The 19,576-nt window shown below is 41.3% G+C and carries 23 protein-coding genes; 14 read left to right on the forward strand and 9 right to left on the reverse strand.

What is annotated here, in order from left to right; translation table 11 throughout:
- The first annotated feature begins 71 nt into the window (after positions 1-71).
- Positions 72-497 carry a pyridoxamine 5'-phosphate oxidase family protein gene (locus Q7A53_RS13570; RefSeq protein ID WP_411789706.1) on the forward strand — a complete coding sequence of 142 codons (426 nt, stop codon included), beginning with the start codon at positions 72-74 and terminating at the stop codon, positions 495-497.
- A 121-nt stretch (positions 498-618) separates the two neighbouring features.
- Here Q7A53_RS13570 and Q7A53_RS13575 read toward each other — a convergent pair whose 3' ends face one another.
- The 3 genes from Q7A53_RS13575 to Q7A53_RS13585 form a co-directional block, all read right to left on the reverse strand.
- Positions 619-933, reverse strand: a complete 315-nt coding sequence (locus Q7A53_RS13575; RefSeq protein ID WP_411789707.1) for an ArsR/SmtB family transcription factor — start codon at positions 931-933, stop codon at positions 619-621.
- 416 nt (positions 934-1,349) lie between these two features.
- A complete protein-coding gene (locus Q7A53_RS13580; RefSeq protein WP_411789708.1) occupies positions 1,350-1,493 on the reverse strand; it encodes a hypothetical protein in 144 nt (47 codons plus the stop codon).
- A 108-nt stretch (positions 1,494-1,601) separates the two neighbouring features.
- Positions 1,602-3,008 (reverse strand): DUF2254 domain-containing protein, encoded by a 1,407-nt coding sequence (locus Q7A53_RS13585; protein WP_411789709.1) that lies wholly within the window; start codon positions 3,006-3,008, stop codon positions 1,602-1,604.
- A gap of 159 nt (positions 3,009-3,167) precedes the next feature.
- Here Q7A53_RS13585 and Q7A53_RS13590 point away from each other — a divergent pair, with 159 nt between their 5' ends.
- Positions 3,168-3,614 carry a GNAT family N-acetyltransferase gene (locus tag Q7A53_RS13590; protein WP_411789710.1) on the forward strand — a complete coding sequence of 149 codons (447 nt, stop codon included), beginning with the start codon at positions 3,168-3,170 and terminating at the stop codon, positions 3,612-3,614.
- Positions 3,615-3,761: 147 nt separating this feature from the next.
- On the opposite strand, the gene Q7A53_RS13595 is transcribed toward Q7A53_RS13590, so the two are convergent.
- Positions 3,762-4,943 (reverse strand): pyridoxal phosphate-dependent aminotransferase, encoded by a 1,182-nt coding sequence (locus tag Q7A53_RS13595; protein ID WP_411789711.1) that lies wholly within the window; start codon positions 4,941-4,943, stop codon positions 3,762-3,764.
- A 176-nt stretch (positions 4,944-5,119) separates the two neighbouring features.
- Between Q7A53_RS13595 and Q7A53_RS13600 the strand changes: the two genes are divergently transcribed.
- The 3 genes from Q7A53_RS13600 to Q7A53_RS13610 all read left to right on the forward strand — a co-directional run bounded on the left by Q7A53_RS13600 (position 5,120) and on the right by Q7A53_RS13610 (position 8,125).
- Complete coding sequence (locus tag Q7A53_RS13600) at positions 5,120-6,457, forward strand: FAD-dependent oxidoreductase (protein WP_411789712.1); 1,338 nt, start codon at positions 5,120-5,122, stop codon at positions 6,455-6,457.
- A gap of 55 nt (positions 6,458-6,512) precedes the next feature.
- The gene (locus Q7A53_RS13605) at positions 6,513-6,716 is read left to right on the forward strand and encodes a zinc ribbon domain-containing protein (RefSeq protein ID WP_411789713.1); all 204 of its coding nucleotides are present in this window, start codon (positions 6,513-6,515) and stop codon (positions 6,714-6,716) included.
- A gap of 323 nt (positions 6,717-7,039) precedes the next feature.
- Positions 7,040-8,125: a nitric oxide synthase oxygenase gene (locus Q7A53_RS13610; RefSeq protein ID WP_411789714.1), complete on the forward strand. Its 1,086-nt coding sequence runs from the start codon at positions 7,040-7,042 to the stop codon at positions 8,123-8,125.
- Between the two features lie 90 nt (positions 8,126-8,215).
- Here Q7A53_RS13610 and Q7A53_RS13615 read toward each other — a convergent pair whose 3' ends face one another.
- From Q7A53_RS13615 to Q7A53_RS13625, 3 genes are all read right to left on the reverse strand, one after another.
- Positions 8,216-8,449, reverse strand: coding sequence for a hypothetical protein (locus Q7A53_RS13615; RefSeq protein WP_411789715.1), 234 nt, complete (start codon positions 8,447-8,449; stop codon positions 8,216-8,218).
- A 156-nt stretch (positions 8,450-8,605) separates the two neighbouring features.
- Positions 8,606-8,827: a hypothetical protein gene (locus Q7A53_RS13620; protein ID WP_411789716.1), complete on the reverse strand. Its 222-nt coding sequence runs from the start codon at positions 8,825-8,827 to the stop codon at positions 8,606-8,608.
- Between the two features lie 97 nt (positions 8,828-8,924).
- Positions 8,925-9,707 (reverse strand): carbon-nitrogen family hydrolase, encoded by a 783-nt coding sequence (locus tag Q7A53_RS13625; protein WP_411789717.1) that lies wholly within the window; start codon positions 9,705-9,707, stop codon positions 8,925-8,927.
- 114 nt (positions 9,708-9,821) lie between these two features.
- Between Q7A53_RS13625 and Q7A53_RS13630 the strand changes: the two genes are divergently transcribed.
- The 4 genes from Q7A53_RS13630 to Q7A53_RS13645 all read left to right on the forward strand — a co-directional run bounded on the left by Q7A53_RS13630 (position 9,822) and on the right by Q7A53_RS13645 (position 14,448).
- Positions 9,822-11,567: a LytS/YhcK type 5TM receptor domain-containing protein gene (locus Q7A53_RS13630; protein ID WP_411789718.1), complete on the forward strand. Its 1,746-nt coding sequence runs from the start codon at positions 9,822-9,824 to the stop codon at positions 11,565-11,567.
- The gene (locus Q7A53_RS13635; RefSeq protein WP_411789719.1) at positions 11,564-12,298 is read left to right on the forward strand and encodes a LytR/AlgR family response regulator transcription factor; all 735 of its coding nucleotides are present in this window, start codon (positions 11,564-11,566) and stop codon (positions 12,296-12,298) included. The genes Q7A53_RS13630 and Q7A53_RS13635 overlap by 4 nt, the downstream gene beginning before the upstream one ends.
- A gap of 186 nt (positions 12,299-12,484) precedes the next feature.
- Entirely contained in the window at positions 12,485-13,927 is a 1,443-nt protein-coding gene (locus Q7A53_RS13640; protein WP_411789720.1) for a carbon starvation CstA family protein, read from the forward strand.
- 245 nt (positions 13,928-14,172) lie between these two features.
- The gene (locus tag Q7A53_RS13645; protein ID WP_411789721.1) at positions 14,173-14,448 is read left to right on the forward strand and encodes a GNAT family N-acetyltransferase; all 276 of its coding nucleotides are present in this window, start codon (positions 14,173-14,175) and stop codon (positions 14,446-14,448) included.
- A gap of 140 nt (positions 14,449-14,588) precedes the next feature.
- Here Q7A53_RS13645 and Q7A53_RS13650 read toward each other — a convergent pair whose 3' ends face one another.
- Positions 14,589-14,780, reverse strand: a complete 192-nt coding sequence (locus tag Q7A53_RS13650) for a hypothetical protein (protein ID WP_411789722.1) — start codon at positions 14,778-14,780, stop codon at positions 14,589-14,591.
- Positions 14,781-15,385: 605 nt separating this feature from the next.
- Between Q7A53_RS13650 and Q7A53_RS13655 the strand changes: the two genes are divergently transcribed.
- Complete coding sequence (locus Q7A53_RS13655; RefSeq protein WP_411789723.1) at positions 15,386-15,994, forward strand: lytic transglycosylase domain-containing protein; 609 nt, start codon at positions 15,386-15,388, stop codon at positions 15,992-15,994.
- A 340-nt stretch (positions 15,995-16,334) separates the two neighbouring features.
- On the opposite strand, the gene Q7A53_RS13660 is transcribed toward Q7A53_RS13655, so the two are convergent.
- A complete protein-coding gene (locus tag Q7A53_RS13660) occupies positions 16,335-16,886 on the reverse strand; it encodes an NADPH-dependent FMN reductase (RefSeq protein ID WP_411789724.1) in 552 nt (183 codons plus the stop codon).
- 255 nt (positions 16,887-17,141) lie between these two features.
- On the opposite strand from Q7A53_RS13660, the gene Q7A53_RS13665 reads away from it, so the two are divergent.
- From Q7A53_RS13665 to Q7A53_RS13680, 4 genes are all read left to right on the forward strand, one after another.
- Positions 17,142-17,423, forward strand: coding sequence for a YkvA family protein (locus tag Q7A53_RS13665; protein WP_411789725.1), 282 nt, complete (start codon positions 17,142-17,144; stop codon positions 17,421-17,423).
- Positions 17,424-17,498: 75 nt separating this feature from the next.
- Positions 17,499-17,915 carry an organic hydroperoxide resistance protein gene (locus Q7A53_RS13670; RefSeq protein WP_411789726.1) on the forward strand — a complete coding sequence of 139 codons (417 nt, stop codon included), beginning with the start codon at positions 17,499-17,501 and terminating at the stop codon, positions 17,913-17,915.
- Positions 17,916-18,218: 303 nt separating this feature from the next.
- Positions 18,219-18,503 (forward strand): iron-sulfur cluster assembly accessory protein, encoded by a 285-nt coding sequence (locus Q7A53_RS13675; protein ID WP_411789727.1) that lies wholly within the window; start codon positions 18,219-18,221, stop codon positions 18,501-18,503.
- A 424-nt stretch (positions 18,504-18,927) separates the two neighbouring features.
- On the forward strand, positions 18,928-19,545 hold the full coding sequence (locus tag Q7A53_RS13680) for a metal-dependent hydrolase (protein ID WP_411789728.1): 618 nt from the start codon (positions 18,928-18,930) through the stop codon (positions 19,543-19,545).
- The last annotated feature ends 31 nt before the right edge of the window (positions 19,546-19,576 follow it).

Here is a 19,576-nt window from a genome sequence, read left to right on the forward strand (position 1 = left end):
TATAAGGTTTATTCATTTCTATAATAAGGAAAACTAAGAAAGAAATTTGAATTTGGAAGGAGCCTGTAAAAATGAATCAAGAAGAATTAAAGAAGAAGATTTATAATGTCCTCGACCAGCACAAAGTGGGAACGCTGGCCACTGTGAAAAACAATAAGCCGCATTCTCGTTTTATGACTTTTTCTAATGATGATGAATTTACTTTTTATACACCTACAAGCTCAGAAACACATAAGACGGACGAAATTGAAAAAAATCCTAACGTTCATATCCTGATTGGCTATGAAGGGGAAGGTAATGGAGATGCCTACTTAGAGGTGGAAGGTCAGGCTAAAGTGAGGGAAGATCAGAAAATTAAAGATTGGCTCTGGAGTGAAGAGATGGAACGCTGGTTCTCCAGTAAGCAGGATACGAATTATATCGTGCTTGAAATTTATCCGGAGAGTATCCGCTTAATGAATGCAGATGCGAACACACCAGAAACTCTTGAGCTATAAAATGTAAGGCTGCCTCCAGGGCAGCCTTTTTTTATCGTCTAGAGGAGGGAAGAATGCCCACTCGGCCCGCTCGTCTTATGCTTGTCTGGGCTCCCAGGGCGCTTCCTCTTTTGTACTACTATTAATGGTGAAGGGCATGCTGGATCATTTGCTGAAGTACGTTAATGACATGTTCGTCATCATGTGAATAGAAAATAGTGGTTCCTTCACGGCGGTATTTGACCAGGCGTAAATTTTTTAGAAACCGTAATTGATGAGATACGGTTGATTGTCTTAGGTTCAAATTTTCAGATATTTCGTTTACGGAATACTCTTTTTCAAATAAGAGGTTCAAAATTCGGATTCTCGTTGGATCGGATAGTGCTTTAAAGGTCTGGCTTACGACAAACAGGGTTTCTTCATCAAGGTCTTTGGAGTAAATAGGTTCTTCATCCATAGTTAAAGCTCCCTTCTGTTTTATCTTGTTTGAGCATGGATCAGCATTCATCGTCCTATTCTACGTTAATGGTTATAAAATCTAAATGAATGTGTTCGATCACAAATAAGCAGGGTGAATCTGCTTGGGAAGCGGTTTGATTTGTTTATTGCTGTAATCAGGGTTCGCGTTTTCTAGAAGCGAATTTAGAATTATTGAGAATTAGATGATTATATTATATAAAATGTAGGCGGTAATTGCGATAGATGCAAGAGGGGCAGCTATCATCCAAAACCATTGAATCTGATTTTTTGGGGGAGTATTTAGTCTTTTCTTGCGTTTATTGAAAACAGACCAGGGTGGATGATGTGGAAGCTATGTGGTTTTACTAAAGGGGCAGTATTGCGTGGGTTTCAAGGGAAAATGATCGTGCCGTTCTAATTCTTGCTCTCTTTTAAGTTGAGAAAGAAATTGAGAACCTTCTTGCAGCGCAATTGAAGGATGTACTTCCTAGCAGATGATTCTTCTGTAAATTCTTCTCCATCGTGGCAAATGTAAACAATTTTTTGATTCTTTTTCATAAATAAACGAACTCCTTTTCCTGACGATTAATTGGACATTTCCACTAACAGTATCGACAAGAAAGAGAAAAAGTTAAGGGAAAGGGAAAAGAAAAAAGGATTCGGGGATTAATCGTCCGAATCCTTTTCTGTATGTCTGTTATTCTCTCCAGGATAAAACCGGTCTTTAACGAGGTAATAGTCAGGGTCATTATCTGTAATGGTTGCAAGCTTGTATAATGCTTCCAATAGGAAAGTCTTGTCTAATTCATAGACTAGATTTTCTTCTATATGATCAAGGGTATTATATGCGAATTCCCATAGGTCATTGTGTTTAGAAGTATCTATAGACTCCGCTACCATGGCTAAACCATTGATAATCTCCGTAATAATGAGATGGTTATCCTTAGCATAATGCCGTATATAACCAAAGCCGCGGTAAATATAGTAATTAAAGGATTCATCGAGAAGAATTACGCGGACTTGTTTATCATCATCCATTAAATAAGGAGTGAAAGTAATATAATTTTCTACGGTTAACATAAGATCAGCCATTTGGTGAATGGTGTTGGTGGCCGTTTTCGGATCATCATTGCCGACTGCTTTAATCGCGATCTCTGCAAGTTTATGCATTCCCATTTGCAGATCCTGCAGTTCCGTTTCTTTATGACCGATTTCTACCATTCTATAGTATTTTTCCTCGTCTACTTCCTCGGCCCCCGGTCCCCAATAACTAATCAATCGATTTCCTGTTAGGATAAAGTCACCTACTTGAACGTGGAGCTTTACGATAATATTATCCTTTCGCGCTTCTTCTATCATAATTCTATAGTCTACCAGCTGGAGGTAGCCAGATTTAATGGCATCAATCGTGTTTGCATCTTCCCGATAGTTCTCCATCAGGTCTCCAGCAGCTTTCGTTCGAAACTTCTCAATATCTTTTCTCAGAGTATGATTAATAATATCTTTGGACGCCTTTTTCATCGTAAAAGTAATGTTATGAACCTGCATCCAGGTAGTTGCATGGTTAATGAAATAAATAAAAGTAATAGCCGAGATAAATGCTAACGAGATAGTTACGAATGGGATGGTCACAAAGTATTCGTGCGAAGAACTACCTATAAATAAAAATACGATTAACACATAAACAAAGCTTCCGTTAAATATGCCCAGTGCATGCTGGGTTTGTTTATCTGAGACAAAGTTTAACAGCATTCTAGGCGAGAATTGACCGCTGAAGGTTGTTAGAACGACTAATAGGGAGTTTAACGTGAAGGCACTCAGTGTTAATATGCCTCCGATTAATGTACTTACCAGCATGCGAGTCGCACTGGAATCCATCTTAAATCCCTCAGGTATATATTGATTGACTTCAAGCTTTAAGTCCATAACCAAAGTAACGGCTACTAAGACGAGAGCTAAAGTTATATATATAAATGGCATATACCATAAAGTCATTTGCATTTCATGTTTTCGCTGCCGTTTAGACATTTGAAGATATTTTCTTAAAGAAACAGGTAGTAAATCCATTATCATTCCATTTTTTCCTCCTTATGTGTAAGCACAGTATTCCCTCAACGAATAAGCTGAAACTTAAAAACAAAAATTCTTTCTGCTTTCAAGTGAGAAAGACAAGAAACCGGTGTGAGAATATTGTAAACTAGTGAATAACCAGCATAAGGAGGAGTGCGAATTATGAATTGGGTCATTAAGCCATTTAATAAACTTACGACAAATGAACTTTATGAAATATTGAAAGTACGGACAGAGATATTTGTAGTCGAGCAAGAATGTCCCTATCCAGAAGTGGATGGACGAGACAAGGAATGCCTGCATGTTTGGATAGAGGAGGAAGGGGAGATTTCTGCTTACTGCCGGTTGGTCCCTCCTGTAAAATACGGCGGCAATTATTCAATTGGACGCGTGCTAGTCGTAAAGGGGAAACGGGGAGCTGGATATGCAAGGTCCATTATGAATAAGGCAATCGAATTACTGAAAGAAGAAGGGCACACAGAATTTATTTTCCTTCAGGGACAGGAGCATTTGCGAAATTTTTATGGATCGTTTGGTTTCAAGGAAGTATCCGAAGTTTACTTAGAAGATGACATTCCGCATGTCGATATGCTTATGAGGGTGAAATGATTAGCTGGAATGATCATAGAGAGAGGTGGACAAAAGTATGTAGTCGCCAGAAAACCCGAACCTTTGAATTTTCCATGGGTTCGGGTTTTTTTAGATTTACTAGATATAAAGGGACCGCTTCGCTTTTCCGCTTTTGCCCTAGTCACGTTATTTACGAGTTTTTTCTTTGAAATTCTTAAAACGGATGAGAGCTTCCTGAAGGGTTTCTTCAGAATTATTTAATCCAATTCGAACAAAGGATTCTCCATAGTCACCAAATCCTATTCCTGGGGCGACAAATAATCCTTCTTCATCCAACAAGTCATCAGCGAAGGACTCTGAATTGTAGCCTTGAGGCACCTTCATCCACACAAAGAATGATCCTTTGCAGGGCTCAACTTCATACCCTAGTTCAGTAAGTCCTTCTACTAATAAATTTCTTCTTTTTTCATAAGTTAAAGAAAGCTCTTTGACGCATTCCTGAGAGTCAAGCAGTGCAGCAGCTGCAGCCTCTTGAACAGCTCCAAAAAGACTAACATAGTAATGGTCCTGAATCAGTTCCAGCGCTTGAATCACGCTTTTATTCCCTACGGCAAAGGCGACACGCCATCCTGCCATATTATAAGTTTTCGACATGGTATAGATTTCGATGCCGACATCCTTTGCTCCGGGAATCTGCATAAAGCTTAAAGGTTTATGGTTATCATAGCCAATAGCTCCATACGCAAAGTCATGAACCACACAAATGTCATGTTCATCCGCAAACGAAATGGTGTTTTCGAAAAACTGTCTATCTGCAATCGCCGAAGTTGGGTTGTTTGGATAGTTTAAAAACATCAGCTTTGCTTTTTCCACTATCTCAGGATCGAGCTCGTCATAGTCAGGCAGGAAGTCATTTTCCTTGCGTAAAGGCATAGGTGCCATAATCGCATTGGCCATGGCGACCCCAGACCAATAATCCGGATATCCCGGGTCAGGAACAAGAGCAGCATCTCCCTCATTTAAGAAACATTGACTCACTTCAACGAGCCCGGTTTTGCTGCCAAACATAGTGGCAACTTCGGACTGAGGATCGATGTCAACACCGTATTCTCTTTGATAAAATTCTGAGACAGCTTTTTTTAGGTAATCAAATCCTTGAAAAGGGGGGTACTTGTGGTAAACAGGGTTCTCGGCCGCTTTTTGTAAGGCTTGTACGATGTGATCTGGAGTAGGCTGGTCAGGGTTTCCCTGTCCTAAGTTCAACACGTCTTGTCCCTTCTGCTGATAGGCATTCAGTTTTTTTACTAATTTAGCAAAGAACTGGTCGGGGAGTCGATTGAGAGCTTCTGATTGTGTAAACTGTTTCATTTCATCCCGCCTTTTTATAGATAATTTCGAAAAGTCTAATAACTGATATTATCGAATGTCGTCTGATTTGTAAAGGTTTTAAGGCGTTTTTTCAGTCATTTTTCCGTTATTCTTTTTGGACCAGTTGCTTTTGGGTAAGTATAAGAGAGGAGATCTGTTACTAAAGGAGTGGAACGATGAAAGTTGTCATCATTGGCGGAGATGCTGCTGGAATGAGTGCAGCTATGCAGATTGTTAGGAATAGTGAAGATCAAGAACATAATATCATCACATTAGAAAGAGGAGAAATTTATTCATACGGTCAATGCGGTCTGCCTTATGTACTTAGCGGAAACGTAGATTCGACCGATGATTTAATTGCTAGAAATCCTGAAACGTTTCGAAATAAATATGGCATTGACAGCCGCATTCTGCATGAAGTGACCCGGGTCGATTGTGACCATAGAGTTGTTTATGGAGTGAATCACAAGACGGGTAAAGATTTTGAAGAAAGCTATGACCGGCTATTAATTGCAACAGGCGCAGATCCGGTATTCCCGCCATGGGAAGGACGAAATCTGAAAGGCATTCATACCTTGAAAACGATCCCGGATTTAAAGGGGATAATGGACAATATGGATCCTTCGGTAGAACGGGTTACGATCGTTGGCGGAGGATATATTGGTTTAGAAATGGCAGAAGCCTTTGTAAAACAGAACAAGCAGGTGCAAATGATTGATCGGGGCACACAAGTGGCAAAAATTTTTGATGAAGATATGGGGAAGTTCATCCATGAAGAAGCTGAGCGGCACGGGGTGAAGTTAACTCTTGGAGAGTCCGTAGAAGGATTTGGAGGAACGGATCACGTCCAGACCATTACTACAGATCAAGGGAATTATGACACGGATTTAGTCCTTGTAGCTGTAGGAGTCGCGCCGAATACAGCTTTCTTAGAAGGAACGGGTGTGTACACAAGCTATCATGGAGCGATTGAAGTCAACGCTTTTATGGAGACGAGTATTTTAGATATTTATGCGGCAGGAGATTGTGCGACCCAATTTCATCGCATTAAGCAACAGAATGATTATGTCCCTCTGGGTACACACGCAAATAAACAAGGACAAATCGCTGGGCTGAGTATCGTCAATATCCGGAAACCTTATAAAGGGATGGTCGGCACTTCGATTTTGAAATTCTTTGATCTAACTTTAGGAAGAACGGGGATTTCGAGCAGAGAAGCTGAACAAGATCATTTTCCAATTAAAACGGTTACCCTTAACTCTACTCATGCGGCCGGTTACTATTCTAAAGATGACCCCATGACTCTTAAGCTTCTTTATCATGAAGAGAAACGTACGCTGCTGGGAGGACAAATCATCGGTAAAGCAGGCGTGGATAAGCGGATTGATGTCCTTGCCACAGCCCTCTACCATGAGATGACCATTGACGATCTTGTTGATCTTGATCTCTCTTATTCTCCTCCCTACAACAGTGTGTGGGATCCAATTCAACAGGCTGCCCGGCGAGCAGAGTGAAACTTTTTACATCTTCATTCGTATATAAGCTAGATTATTTAAAGGAGGAAGTTATATGAGTGAACAAGGATGTGTGAAATGTGGAAGTCAGGATGCAGGTGAAAAGGATGTATCCATGACAGGATCGGGGTTATCTAAAATGCTTGATGTGCAAAACAATAAATTCACGGTGGTATATTGTAAAAAGTGCGGTTACTCCGAGTTTTATAATAAACAGGCCTCCATGGGCAGCAATATTTTAGACTTGTTCTTTGGATAAGTATTCCCTCCAAAAGGAGAGAAGTCTATTAGCAAATATTAATCCGAACGATGCTGAAGAGTGATCGCTATTCTTCCATCATCGTTCGGGTTTTTTTGTCTTCAATGAGGCGGAATTTCATGTCATACTCAATAAACGTGGTTTACACCTCTATGATAACGCCCCTTCACTTCTTAATTTTTAGTGAGAAAACAGGTCTTAAGGTAGATCGTTTACCCACGTAACTGGGAGGGGTAGTGATTTCTAGAAAAACAAAGGATCGGGAAGACTTACGAAAATATGATAATATGTAGAATGACAGAACACACAGGGGGCTTACCACTTTGAATAAAGAAGAATTATTTAAAGAAGCTGAGCAATTTATACATCAGTGCTATTACGAATTAGGAAAAACTGAACAACACATAGAGCAGAGAATCTCCGAGGTGGAACGGTCGATTAGGGAGAAGGGAACATATGAACATACGTATGAAGAGCTTGAACATGGAGCCCGGCTTGCCTGGAGAAATAGCAATCGGTGTATTGGACGGTTGTTCTGGAAAAGCCTGCAAGTCTTTGATCACCGCTCTTTAAATCAAGAAGCGGATATTCGTGATGCGATATTTTCCCATATGGACTATGCTACGAATAAAGGGAGAGTTCGCCCGACTATCTCCATTTTTAGACCCAAAGATAAGTATGGAGAAGTCAGGATCTGGAACCACCAGCTGATTCGGTATGCAGGATATGATGGAGAGACTGGACAAACCGGCGATCCGGACTCTTTGGAATTTACCAAGCGTTGTCAAGCTTTAGGCTGGAAGGGGAAAGGTAGTCCGTTTGACGTACTGCCGCTTGTCATTCAAGTTAATGAAGGCAAGCCGGAATGGTACGAGATTCCTGAGGATAAGATTCTTGAAGTCCCTCTAAGACATCCAGACTATACTTGGTTTCAAGATCTCCAACTGAAATGGTATGCTGTCCCGTTTATTTCTGACATGCGCTTAGAGATCGGCGGAATTCACTATACTGCTGCCCCTTTCAACGGGTGGTATATGGAAACAGAAATTGGAGCGCGGAATTTAGCGGATGATTTCCGCTATAACCTTTTGCCGACAGTCGCAGAAGCAATGGGGCTGAATATTAGAAGAAACGCTTCGTTATGGAAAGACAGGGCGTTGATTGAATTGAATCAGGCGGTGCTGCATTCTTTTAAAGAAGACAAAGTAAGTTTGGTGGATCATCATACCGCTGCCCAGCAGTTTCAGCTGTTTGAAGAAAAGGAAGAATCATGCGGCCGGGAAGTTACCGGTGACTGGACGTGGCTGATCCCCCCAGTATCTCCTGCTTCTACGCATATCTTTCATCATTCTTATCCAAACAGAATGGATACACCAAATTATTTCTATCAAGACAAAGCTTATAATTAGATTGAACCCAATGTACTGTCCTCCAACGTCGTCTTGGTCAGCAGATCAGCTTGGAACAAAAAATAGTACTCAGCATAAAACCCGAACCGCTTATTCTAGAGGTTCGGGTTTTATGTATTGACTCATAAAAGAAGGGACAGTTTCTTTTTTCTCCAATAGGATCGCTGATTCTGCATACTGTCTTGATTCATCCGATATGGAGTGATGAACCGCATTTTTTCTTACGGGCGTATAAGACCCTCCGTCCTTATGAAGTAAGTAAGCGAGTGTCACTCCAAGAACCAGCAGACATAATAGACCAAGTGCCATCTTTCTTTGTACCATGATGTTTCTTTTCTTCCTTTCCATTTCGTCCTTTTGAGAAAAGTATAAACGTCAAAACAGCTGACGGCTAGATTAAAATTGTGTTTTTTTAATGACAAAATGAAGACAAGAAGAAAAAGCGCCGATCCATGGAAAACTGCCTCAATTTCTGATCTTTTAAAAGGTTTTAAAAATGAAAGTAAGAACATAGATGCCGAGGAGAATAATAGCGAGACTCAATATAGTCATCAAGCTATATTCTAAAGGTTTGTTTTTCTTAATTCCCTGCCGTCTCTTTTGCTTGGGGTACCAGTACACGACCAGTACAACTCCAGTAGCAGTCAGCCCAAAGATCATGCACACGAGTAATGCTTCGATGATATTCACTACTATATTCATAGCGCGGCCCTCTTTTCAAGAAATGGCTTATGATTATGCAGTTTCTCCAATTGATCATACTCCTGCACAACGGCTGCGGAAGTGTAAGGTGCGCCGGCTATTCGTATAAGTCCGGTCGACGATCTTGAAAAATAGGGATTTGTTCACGAATAGTTTCTACAGCGGAAAAATCAATATCAGCTGTTAAAATCTCTTCCTGTTCCTGAGCTTCGGCTACGACATTCCCCCAGGGGTCTATTACCATAGAATGGCCGCCAAAGGTATTGTTAGGATCCGAACCCACACGGTTACATGCCACCACAAAACACTGGTTTTCGATTGCGCGGCTAATCAGCAGACTCCTCCAGTGGTCTACACGAGGCTTCGGCCATTCTGCCACGACAAACAATGCTCTGGATCCATCAATCATATGCGTACGAATCCACTCAGGGAAACGGATATCATAGCAGATCACACCAGCGACTGGTGTCTCTTTGAAAGTAAAACTGCCTTTCTCTTCCCCCGATTGCAAAAATTTCTCTTCATTCATCAACCGGAATAAATGAGCTTTTCGGTAAGATAGAATTCTTTTTCCCTGAGGGTTATAAACCACAAGCGTGTTGTAAAATTGTTCCATATTTTTTTCGGCGGACGATCCCATTATCGTCAGATTATATTGTTGAGCAAGCTGGCTTAGCAGGGTATGGGTAGGTCCATGAAAATCTTCAGCAATCGTCGTAAAATTCTCGAGATCGTAACCTGTAGTCCAAAGTTCAGGCAGAAGAACCAGTTCAGCACCTTGATTTGCTGCTTCCTTAATCCGTTCTGCGGCAATTTTGCGATTGATTTCTGGTTTTCCAAATGCAATATCCATTTGAATGATAGCGATTTTGGCTGTCATATCTTCACCTCGTTTTCTTATAGTTTACCAGATATTTACCTGTTTTTCTCTCCGTATGGAATAGATTTAAGCATGCTACAATAGAAATATCATAGTTTTGAGAGGAAGAGGCAGATGTTTGAGTTGCTGTTACCGATGCTGGAACGACTGGGAATCATCGTGACGGTTGCTTTCATCATAACAAGGTTTCGCTTTTTTAGAGAACTAATTGATCGAAAGAAACTGAACCGTCGCCAACATGTAATGGCTATTGCTTTTTTTGGTTTGTTTGGAATTATCGGTACGTATACAGGGATCACGTATAACACGAATTCTTTAGAGTTTGGAAGCTGGGTGATGAATGTTGGTCAGACTGAAGCGATTGCCAACTCTCGGGTGATTGGCATTGTAGCGGCGGGTTTATTCGGCGGATATCGAATCGGGATCGGTGCAGGGGCGATCGCGGGACTTCACCGATTATCGCTTGGAGGATTTACGGGTGCTGCCTGTGGGATTTCGGCAGTAATTGCAGGCATCATTTCCGGCTTCTTTCATAAGAAAGATCAGCCCTTAAAACTGAAAACCGCACTGCTAGTGGGTTCATTTGCTGAAACCGTGCAAATGGGCATCATCTTAATCGGGGCAAAACCTTTCCATCAGGCGTGGGCACTTGTACAGGAGATCGGTATTCCTATGATTGTAGCCAACGGTGTAGGATCGGCTTTGTTTTTGCTGATTATTCGAAATGTATTAAATGAAGAAGAAAAAGCCGGTGCGATTCAGGCTCAGAAAGCATTGAGGCTTGCAGAGCGTACAATCTCCTATTTACGTAAGGGACTTACAAGCGATTCGGCACTGAAGGTTTCGCAAATTATTTATGATGAAGTAGAAGTAAGCGCCATTTCGATAACCAATGAAGAAAAGATCCTCGCTCACGTGGGGCTGGCTGATGACCATCATAAGGCTGGAGAAACGATCCAGACTCATGCGACGCGCAAGGTCATTCGCACGGGGAGTCTGGTGGTTGCCAAGCATGAGGACATTAATTGCAACCATGAGGATTGTCAGCTCGGGGCCGCGGTGATTGCCCCTCTAAAACGGCGCCAGGAAGTGGTAGGAACCTTGAAGTTCTACGTAAGGTCAGAAAAATCAGTGTCTAATGTCTTACTTGAACTCATTCAAGGGTTGAGTGCGTTATTAGGCCAGCAGCTGGAAATTGCTGATGCAGAAAGGGCACAGGAACTTGCTCGTGAAGCAGAGGTGAAAGCCCTGCAGGCACAAGTGAATCCACATTTTCTATTCAATTCATTGAATGTAATTGTTTCACTTATTCGTTCTGAACCTAATCGGGCTCGAGCGCTGTTGATAGCTTTATCAAAATTTTTCAGACAGAACTTGGGGGCTACCACCAGAATATGGACCTCTCTAGGAGAAGAACTAAATCATGTGAAAGCTTACTTATTAATAGAAGAAACAAGGTTTGTAGATAAGCTCCATGTTCATTATGAAATTGAGGAATCCACTTTAAAAGCAAGAATCGCTCCTCTAACTCTGCAGCCTTTAGTGGAAAATTGTATTAAACATGGCATTAAGGAACGGGAAGGTGATGCCGAAATTACGATTCGTGTTCAAAGCAGCGAAGAGGGAGTGAAGATCTCAGTTATTGATAATGGACAGGGAATAGATGCTGAGCGTTTAAATAGTCTTGGTGTGGTTGAAGTGAATTCAGAAGAAGGCACAGGATTAGGCCTTTATAATGTTAATAAACGATTAGAACACATGCACGGAGAACGTTCCAAATTAAAGATCGAAAGTGAACTTGGAAAAGGAACCATAATTTCTTTTGTCATTCCGGACTTTCGAGAGGAGGTGCCTGCTTGAGTAACCCTATTACTGTCGTTGTAGTGGATGATGAGCGATTCAGCCGGGAAGAACTCGTTTATTTGTTAAAACAATTCCCTTCCGTCGAGGTAGTCGGAGAGGCGGATTCAGGAGAAAAAGCGGTCATGCAGACGATTCAGAAGCAGCCAGATGTGTTGTTTCTGGATGTCGAAATGCCCAAAATGGACGGAATGGCAGTAGCGAAGTCTGTACAGGAATTAAAGAAAGTTCCAAGAATTGTCTTCGCTACTGCTTATCCTGATTTTGCAGTAGAGGCGTTTCGGCATGAGGCCATTGATTACTTATTAAAGCCTTTCGATGAAGAACAGCTTAAGGAAGCCATTTCCCGCTTAGAAAAGCAGTTCTTTAAAGAAGAGGTCCCTTCCACAGGTGTTTCAGCACCGTCAAAACTCGCTGTAGAAGGGGAGGACGCGATTCATTATTTAGATCCCCGAGATATCATCTATATATATCGAGAGGAAAGGATAACTAAAATTGTGGATAAACAAAGGACGCATGAAACAAAGTTGGCGCTGAAAGAAGTGGAAAGCCGTCTCGCTGCGTTTTCATTCTACCGGGTCCACAAAAGCTATCTAGTAAATCTGGAATACATTGACGGGCTGACGCCATGGTTTAATGGGGCTTACCAATTAGAACTGCGAGGAATAAATGAAAAGCTATCGGTCAGCAGGAACTATGTAAAGGGCTTAAGACAGAAGCTAGAGCTCTAATCATGAAATAGTTACTTTCTGGATCTGGTATTTGCCAGGTGTCTCCTTCTAATTTCCAATTTTCGATGCTTCTTACAGGCGTGTTGTTCCTTCAAATGAACATCTTAGACAAGAATCCGCATAGGAAAGCGTTTTCTTGCTATGATCTTTGTAAGCGATTTCAAAGAAATGAAGGAGGACGCTGGATTGATTACTTTTCTTGTTAGTATCGTACTTTTAGTTGTCGGCTATTTTACTTATGGTAAATTCGTAGAGAAAATATTTGGAATCAATACAGAACGGAAGACACCTGCTTACACTCATAGTGACGGCGTGGATTATCTGCCTATGGGAGAGAAGAAAAATGCGCTTATTCAGCTCTTGAATATAGCAGGAGTAGGACCTATTTTCGGCCCGATACTCGGGGCGCTTTATGGGCCGGTGGCATTTATTTGGATTGTCGTCGGTTGTATCTTTGGAGGGGCTGTCCATGACTACTTAACAGGGATGATTTCTATCCGCAATCGTGGGGCACATTTACCTGAACTGGCTGGTAAGTTTTTAGGCAGAGTGATGAAACACGTAGTTAACGCTTTTGCAATTTTATTACTTGTTCTGGTAGGTACAGTATTTGTCACCGCACCTGCTGATTTGCTTCATAATATGACGAGCAGCTGGCTGGCATTACCGGTTATATTGTTTGCAATTTTTGCTTATTATCTGCTTGCTACACTACTTCCGATTGATAAAATCATTGGTCGATTCTATCCGTTATTCGGAGCATTGCTCTTGATTAGTGCGATTGGAGTAGGCGCTGCTCTCATCTTTACTGGAGCACCAATTCCTGAGCTGTCCTTTACGAATATGCACCCAGATCATGCTCCAATCTTTCCACTCCTGTTCTTGACGATATCGTGCGGTGCATTGTCGGGGTTCCATGCTACACAAACGCCGATTATCTCGCGGACTACGCAGCAGGAGAAACAGGGACGCCGGATTTTTTACGGTATGATGATTGCTGAAGGGATCATTGCTATGATTTGGGCAGCAGCTGCCATGAGCTTATTTGGCGGATCTGGAGGATTGAATGAGGTGCTGGCGAACGGTGGACCAGCTGCAGTCGTAAGTGAAGTATCTACTAGCATGCTGGGAGCTGTTGGTGGAACCTTGGCTGTGCTGGGAGTTATTGTACTGCCTATCACTTCCGGAGACACGGCCTTCCGTAGTGCCCGTATGATTATTGCTGACTATCTTAAAGTTTCCCAAACTAAAGTAATGAATCGCATGTGGATAGCGATCCCTATGTTTGTGATTTCCTTTGGATTAACGAAGATTGACTTTACTTTGCTGTGGCGGTACTTTTCCTGGGCCAATCAATCAACGGCCATGATTGCCCTCTGGGTGGGAGCGATGTATTTATTCCTGGCAAGGAAAAACTATTGGATTGCAGCGATTCCTGCTGCCTTTATGACCATGGCCACCTTTACGTATATACTGAATGCACCTATTGGCTTTGGAATGTCCTTAAATGTATCCTATGTAATTTCGATGATTATAACTGTTGTTATAGTGGCAGCATTCTTTATTGCTGCAAAACGCGGCCTGGATAAAAACATTCCTCTGGAAGAAGGCTTAAAACCGACAGCATAAGTAGAAGTTCAAGAACAATAATGGAAATCTTGGAAGTAAGTTTAGTTTGTCTTCTTTCATGATGATATAGAATGGAAACGAGTGTTTCTAAAATAATGAAAACCCGGGCCAATGGAAATAAATGGTCCGGGTTTTCGTTAGATGAAATTTTTTACCCCACTTTAATATCCTTTGATTTTAAAGGAAGTAGAAGTTTCCAATCAAGAATTTCAGTGAATGAGAATATTACATAAGGAGGAGATAGAATGACGAACACCATCCACGAAGAAAAAGAGAGGTTATATATAGGGGAATCAGATCAGCCTGATGCAGAGTTGGTTTTTGAGGAGAAAAATCAGGAAATGATCATTACGCATACAATCGTCGATCCAAAGCTGCAGGGGAAAGGTCTTGCTTCTAAGCTCGTAGAATACGCTGTAAGCTATGCAAGGGAACATGGGTTGAAAATAAAGCCCGTTTGTTCCTTTGCACAGCATTATCTAACGGATAATCCCAAGTATGAGGATATAATAAAGCGGTAATAAGAGGAAATGGATGAGTTGAAATAGGATCAATAAAAGACCTGCATAGTAATAAAGACCTGAACCAAGGTAAAAACAACGGTTCAGGTCTTTTGCTGATTAAAGCTCTTTGTTTCAGTTTCTTTTAATTTGCAGCTTGATCAGACTTCCCTGCGAAAGAAACTTAAAATACCGAGATAAATAAGTACTAATGAGAAGAAGGCGATGGCGAGGTAGCCGACAACAGAAAAGAATTGATCTAAATCGTTAAGAAACGTCCCAGTATCAGGCAGAAGCGAAAAGGCAAAACCAGCAAACACACATGACAGATACAGAAATACTCTTTTATCCATTTAATCCCCCTCCTTTACATCCAATATATGCTCGGCTATTCTCGATTATTTAACTAAACAAAAAAATAATCGAAGGAGAGGGCTTGTCCATCTATCCTGTCATTCTTATTCGTTATTTTAAGAAAAAAAACCCTCTTCTTGATAGGATGCAAGAAGAGGGTATGGCAGAGACTCTTTCATTTAGGGAGACCTACCATGAAATCTACAGGTCTATCCTTCCTGACGGGGAAGAATAGAAAGGGTGATTCGACGTAAGACACCAAAGAGAGTTTCAAGAAAGCTTGAAACAATTGACCAGAATCCTTGAGTAACCATCTATTCAATAAAGAAACTCTGAGAAAGGTCTTCTCAGCAAGAAAACCTTGTCAGATGAAGGCTCAAGAATAAGAGTTTTCCCATTTGGTTACTTCCATTATACCACCCATAGTGTCTGTCCTGCTTTGGGAAAACTAGAGGGTGAAATAGCAAATGATTGAAAGGTAAAGGTAAGTATTTTCTCAAGTTTTTACTTCAATTTACACAAATTCCATAATTAACAAGAAGACATTGTCGAAGGGGAAGGAATCGTGTAAGATGAAGGTATTATATGAAATCGGGGTGGATGCATGGATTTTAAAAGTGTAGGTTATTTGATCCAAATGCAGGCAATGTCGGCAATGAAAGGTTCGGAAAGCGGGTCTCTCTCTGAAGGAATTGGTAGTGTGGCGTTTAGAGGGGTTCTGGCAGCGGCTTTATCACCCTCGGTTCAGCAGTCCTCTTCAGCAGTAGATACACCATCTCTTTCTGTGTTTCAAACGAAGCCGCTGCCTGTTGTAGATGTGTCAAATCAACTTAAGACGTCAGGCGGAGGCGAAAGCGTAGACGGTTACATAAAGGATGCTTCCAATAAATATGGTGTAAATGAGCAGTTAATTCGCTCTGTAGTAAATGCAGAATCCAGCTTCAACCCTAAGGCTGTCAGTCACGCAGGTGCACAAGGGTTAATGCAGCTTATGCCAGACACTGCGCGCGGTCTTGGCGTCAGCGACCCGCTGGATCCTGAGCAAAACGTGATGGGTGGAACGAAGTACTTACGACAAATGCTTGATCGCTATAATGGAGATGAAAAACTTGCTTTAGCTGCTTATAACGCTGGTGCGGGTAACGTAGATAAATATGGAGGGGTTCCTCCTTTTAAGGAAACACAGCAATATGTAAAGAAAATTTTAGGCTGAATAGAATCAGCGCCCGTGCTTGGTCGGTAAGCACGGGCGCTTTGTTTTGATGAAAATTATATTGGGGGCGCCGCGTCATGGTTTTGCTTATGCATACCGGGTCACCCGAGTCGCAGATCCACGCGGTTCTAAGTTATCGACTTCCAGAGGGGAGAAGAGCGCCCCTCTTGCAGCCGTTTGCTTAGCCCGGAGGATCTAAACGCTCCTTTTCGCTTTTGATCATCCAGCTCCAGCGCCCAGCCCCTCGAGGTCATAAGACAATCACCTGTGTGAAAGAAGATCACTTCACACAGGTGATTGTCTTATGCTTGTCGGGTCTCCCAGGGCGCTTTCGCTTTAGTTATTTATCGGTTTCGAGTGATTTGCTCATTTGGAGGTATTGGTTAAATACTTTGGTCATTTCTTTTAGACGGCTTCGTACGTCTTCGTCGATTAGTTCTCCTTGAGTGGAGAAGTGATTGGTATGGGTATAGACATAATTTGGAGTTACCATGCAGCGGAAATAATCCAGTATTGGTTTGAGCTGGTTTTCAATAACAAGGTGATGCTGTAAAGTTCCGCCGTTCGCTACTATGGAAACTGGTTTATAGCGCATAGCCAGTGGTGATACGGCATCAAACAAATTTTTCAAAGTTCCAGGGATGGATCCTTGAAAAATAGGGGTAGCAATCACATAAGCATCGGCTTCTTCTATTTCTTTAATCAGGGTTTGCATATCGTCATTATATTGATCGGCAGGTCTGCCATCGACAAATTGCATTTCATAATTTTCGAGGTCGACAATTTTTGTTTCGTGTTTTTGGGGAAGCTGGCTAATATCTTTATCAATCTCTTCGAGTAAGACTCTCGTTTTTTTCCCAACAATGGTACCATTGAGTAATAGAATTTTCATGGAAAGTTTCTCCCCTTTATTCAATCAAGATGTGAATACACATCACATTAGGAGCAGATAGAAAATAGTTCGATCATCCTGTGAAAGTGATGGGTGTTTATTTTTTTCTAAGTAAGGCCGAATTATTGAAGGACAAGGCATTCTATACATTAATTATGTTAAAGCATACGTTCTAATTAAGCAATTGTGACTAAATGGCCGCTGCTCTTAGAATGCTCTTGTCCTCAAGCACTATCCACTGAAGGAGAGAATTCAATGTTTAGATTTTGGAAGCGTGTTAAATTTGTATTTAATATTAAGAAATCTATCCCCTTTCTTGTGCGTTTCTTTCAATCGAAGGAAGTCAGCCGCAGTAAAAAATGGCTATCGATTTTACTGATGTTTGGCTACCTATTGTTCCCCTGGGATATTATACCTGACTTTCTGATATTCTTTGGCATAGTAGATGATTTAGCCGTATTTACCTTTGTTCTTCAACTTATGGTGAAAATGGCTCCAGAGTCTTTACAGGAAGAGTATCAGCTGAAAGATAAGTGAAAAGGTTTGAATACGGGGAATTTTCGGGTACACATTAATTGTGAATCAATATAAAAACTTTTTAGGAGTGATGATATGAGTAAGGTATTGTTTACTTCCCAAGCTACGGCTAAAGGCGGACGAAATGGTCACGTGAAATCTGATGATGGTTTGATTGATTTAAATCTGGCTATGCCTGGTGAAGGTGAAGAAAAGGGATCAAATCCGGAACAATTATTTGCAGCGACTTATGCTGCCTGCTACGATGGCGCACTTAACCTGGTAGCCAGCAATAAAAAGAAAGAGATCGAATCACAAATTACAGCGGATGTAAGTTTCCTTAAGGATGAAGCTGATAATGGCTTTAAAATTGGGGTTGTCCTAAACGCTGAAATTAACGGAGTGTCTCAAGAAGAAGCAGAAGAGCTGACACAAGAAGCTCATAAAGTATGTCCTTATTCTAAGGCTACTCGCGGCAACATCGATGTAGAGATTAAAGTCAAGACTGTTTAATATAGAAGAATAGAAGAATAAAAGCCCCAGGATCTGATCCTGGGGCTTTTTTTGTCCTTATCCATAAATTGATTACCGGGCAGCATTTACAGTTAGCTGCTTAACTTCTACTTGTCGGGGCGTTGAAGCACTCTTGCTATTTCTTGAATCCACAGGGGTAATTAAGGAGTATCAACGTTCTTCCGCTGCTTTAGAATAGCAGGAAGATAAGAGATCCTTTTTTCAGTATAGAATCAAGGAAGGGTTATTAGTTCATTTTTAAGGTGTATGTATGGTATTTTATAGGCGAAGGAGAGGACGTTTATGAAAATAACCGATCAAGCTCGCGACTTACTAGATCAGTTACTAGAAGATGAAGAAGCTGCCTGCTTGAAGATATTTTTTGCCGGGTTTGGCTGCGGAGAACCTGATATAGGAATGACGCTTGGAGAACCTGAGGCAGAAGATGAACTTCACCATATAAATTCGGTCCCCGTGGCCATTGATAAGCGTATTGTTCATTTAACAAAGAATTTAACCATTGAAGGTAAACAAACGATGGAGGGGCCTAAGTTTCAACTACTGGGGCTTCCGGAAAAGGATTGTTAAACGACAAGAGAATTATAGTCTAAACAGAAATCCCAACCATTTACGCCCCTCTGGTTCGGGGTTTTTTAGTTAGCATTAAATATGTTTTCGTTACCTGGATACCTTTGTTCTTTTCTTGATAGGAGGGGATTCTTTTTCGTCCAATTTAGTTATGTCGGACCCCCCTTATAAATTCAGTTCCAAAAGCAAGGATTTTTTTGCGATAATAGGGGACAGGCAGGATCTGTCTTGATAAGTTATGAGTCATTCTTGCCTCAACAAGTAATGGATAAGCTAGCATTTCTCGAGATAATTATGCCGGTTTAAGGCGGGAGACGTTATGAAAGCACCTGTTCACTTGATTATGGCGGATTCGTGCAAACATATATGGAGACAGACCTGCTCCCTAGCCTATGAAAAAAAGAAATGAGGGTTTATATTCACCATGATGGCAACAGGACACCAGGTTGTAGGCTTTACATTTGGGGTCGGGGCACTTGTTCTGCTCCCCGAAGTTGAATTATTTCCGGACCGCCCGTTTCAAACGGTCCTTTATCTAGTTTTTGTATTATTCGGAGCGCTTTTACCAGATATTGATACCCCCCGGTCCAAGCTCGGGCAGAAATTCTGGCGTTTGATGATGCTTGTCTTTTCGTTAGCTCTCCTTGTATTTCTTTTTGCCCCCGAGTTTTTCAATACATATCGTGAAGAGTTAAAGGTCTATGTGTTATTGATGCTTCCTATTTTAATTATGATAAAAAGCCATCGTAAAATGACTCATTCCTTTCTCTTTATTGGCTTGCTTGTTTTTTACAGCTTTCTAATCGAAAAGTTCTTTCAAGTTCCCTTTTATCTATTTAGTGGAATAATTTTAGGGGCCATCTCTCATTTATGCGGAGATTTTGTGACGAGGAAAGGTATTCCACTTTTTTATCCATTGACGAAAAGGTTCTTTCGGTTTCCCGTTACCTTCCGGACAGGATCCCTTGTGGAGAAAGCTATCGTATCGATCTTGATATTGGGTAATGTTTGGTATCTTATGACAATTGTGTTTAAAATGTAGATTAACATTCCTCTATTACGTGAACACACTC

It is taken from the genome of Halobacillus rhizosphaerae (genome assembly GCF_046719735.1).
Classification (GTDB): Bacteria; Bacillota; Bacilli; order Bacillales; family Halobacillaceae; genus Halobacillus_B; species Halobacillus_B rhizosphaerae.

Coding starts and splice junctions, on each gene's coding strand:
- Q7A53_RS13655 (WP_411789723.1), top strand. CDS start 15,386: ATGGATTTTAAAAGTGTAGGTTATTTGATCCAAATGCAGGCAATGTCG.
- Q7A53_RS13575 (WP_411789707.1), bottom strand. CDS start 933: ATGGATGAAGAACCTATTTACTCCAAAGACCTTGATGAAGAAACCCTG.
- Q7A53_RS13615 (WP_411789715.1), bottom strand. CDS start 8,449: ATGGTACAAAGAAAGATGGCACTTGGTCTATTATGTCTGCTGGTTCTT.
- Q7A53_RS13590 (WP_411789710.1), top strand. CDS start 3,168: ATGAATTGGGTCATTAAGCCATTTAATAAACTTACGACAAATGAACTT.
- Q7A53_RS13675 (WP_411789727.1), top strand. CDS start 18,219: ATGAAAATAACCGATCAAGCTCGCGACTTACTAGATCAGTTACTAGAA.
- Q7A53_RS13665 (WP_411789725.1), top strand. CDS start 17,142: ATGTTTAGATTTTGGAAGCGTGTTAAATTTGTATTTAATATTAAGAAA.
- Q7A53_RS13580 (WP_411789708.1), bottom strand. CDS start 1,493: ATGAAAAAGAATCAAAAAATTGTTTACATTTGCCACGATGGAGAAGAA.
- Q7A53_RS13625 (WP_411789717.1), bottom strand. CDS start 9,707: ATGACAGCCAAAATCGCTATCATTCAAATGGATATTGCATTTGGAAAA.
- Q7A53_RS13650 (WP_411789722.1), bottom strand. CDS start 14,780: ATGGATAAAAGAGTATTTCTGTATCTGTCATGTGTGTTTGCTGGTTTT.
- Q7A53_RS13645 (WP_411789721.1), top strand. CDS start 14,173: ATGACGAACACCATCCACGAAGAAAAAGAGAGGTTATATATAGGGGAA.
- Q7A53_RS13585 (WP_411789709.1), bottom strand. CDS start 3,008: ATGATAATGGATTTACTACCTGTTTCTTTAAGAAAATATCTTCAAATG.
- Q7A53_RS13595 (WP_411789711.1), bottom strand. CDS start 4,943: ATGAAACAGTTTACACAATCAGAAGCTCTCAATCGACTCCCCGACCAG.
- Q7A53_RS13670 (WP_411789726.1), top strand. CDS start 17,499: ATGAGTAAGGTATTGTTTACTTCCCAAGCTACGGCTAAAGGCGGACGA.
- Q7A53_RS13620 (WP_411789716.1), bottom strand. CDS start 8,827: ATGAATATAGTAGTGAATATCATCGAAGCATTACTCGTGTGCATGATC.
- Q7A53_RS13600 (WP_411789712.1), top strand. CDS start 5,120: ATGAAAGTTGTCATCATTGGCGGAGATGCTGCTGGAATGAGTGCAGCT.
- Q7A53_RS13680 (WP_411789728.1), top strand. CDS start 18,928: ATGATGGCAACAGGACACCAGGTTGTAGGCTTTACATTTGGGGTCGGG.
- Q7A53_RS13660 (WP_411789724.1), bottom strand. CDS start 16,886: ATGAAAATTCTATTACTCAATGGTACCATTGTTGGGAAAAAAACGAGA.
- Q7A53_RS13630 (WP_411789718.1), top strand. CDS start 9,822: ATGTTTGAGTTGCTGTTACCGATGCTGGAACGACTGGGAATCATCGTG.
- Q7A53_RS13605 (WP_411789713.1), top strand. CDS start 6,513: ATGAGTGAACAAGGATGTGTGAAATGTGGAAGTCAGGATGCAGGTGAA.
- Q7A53_RS13570 (WP_411789706.1), top strand. CDS start 72: ATGAATCAAGAAGAATTAAAGAAGAAGATTTATAATGTCCTCGACCAG.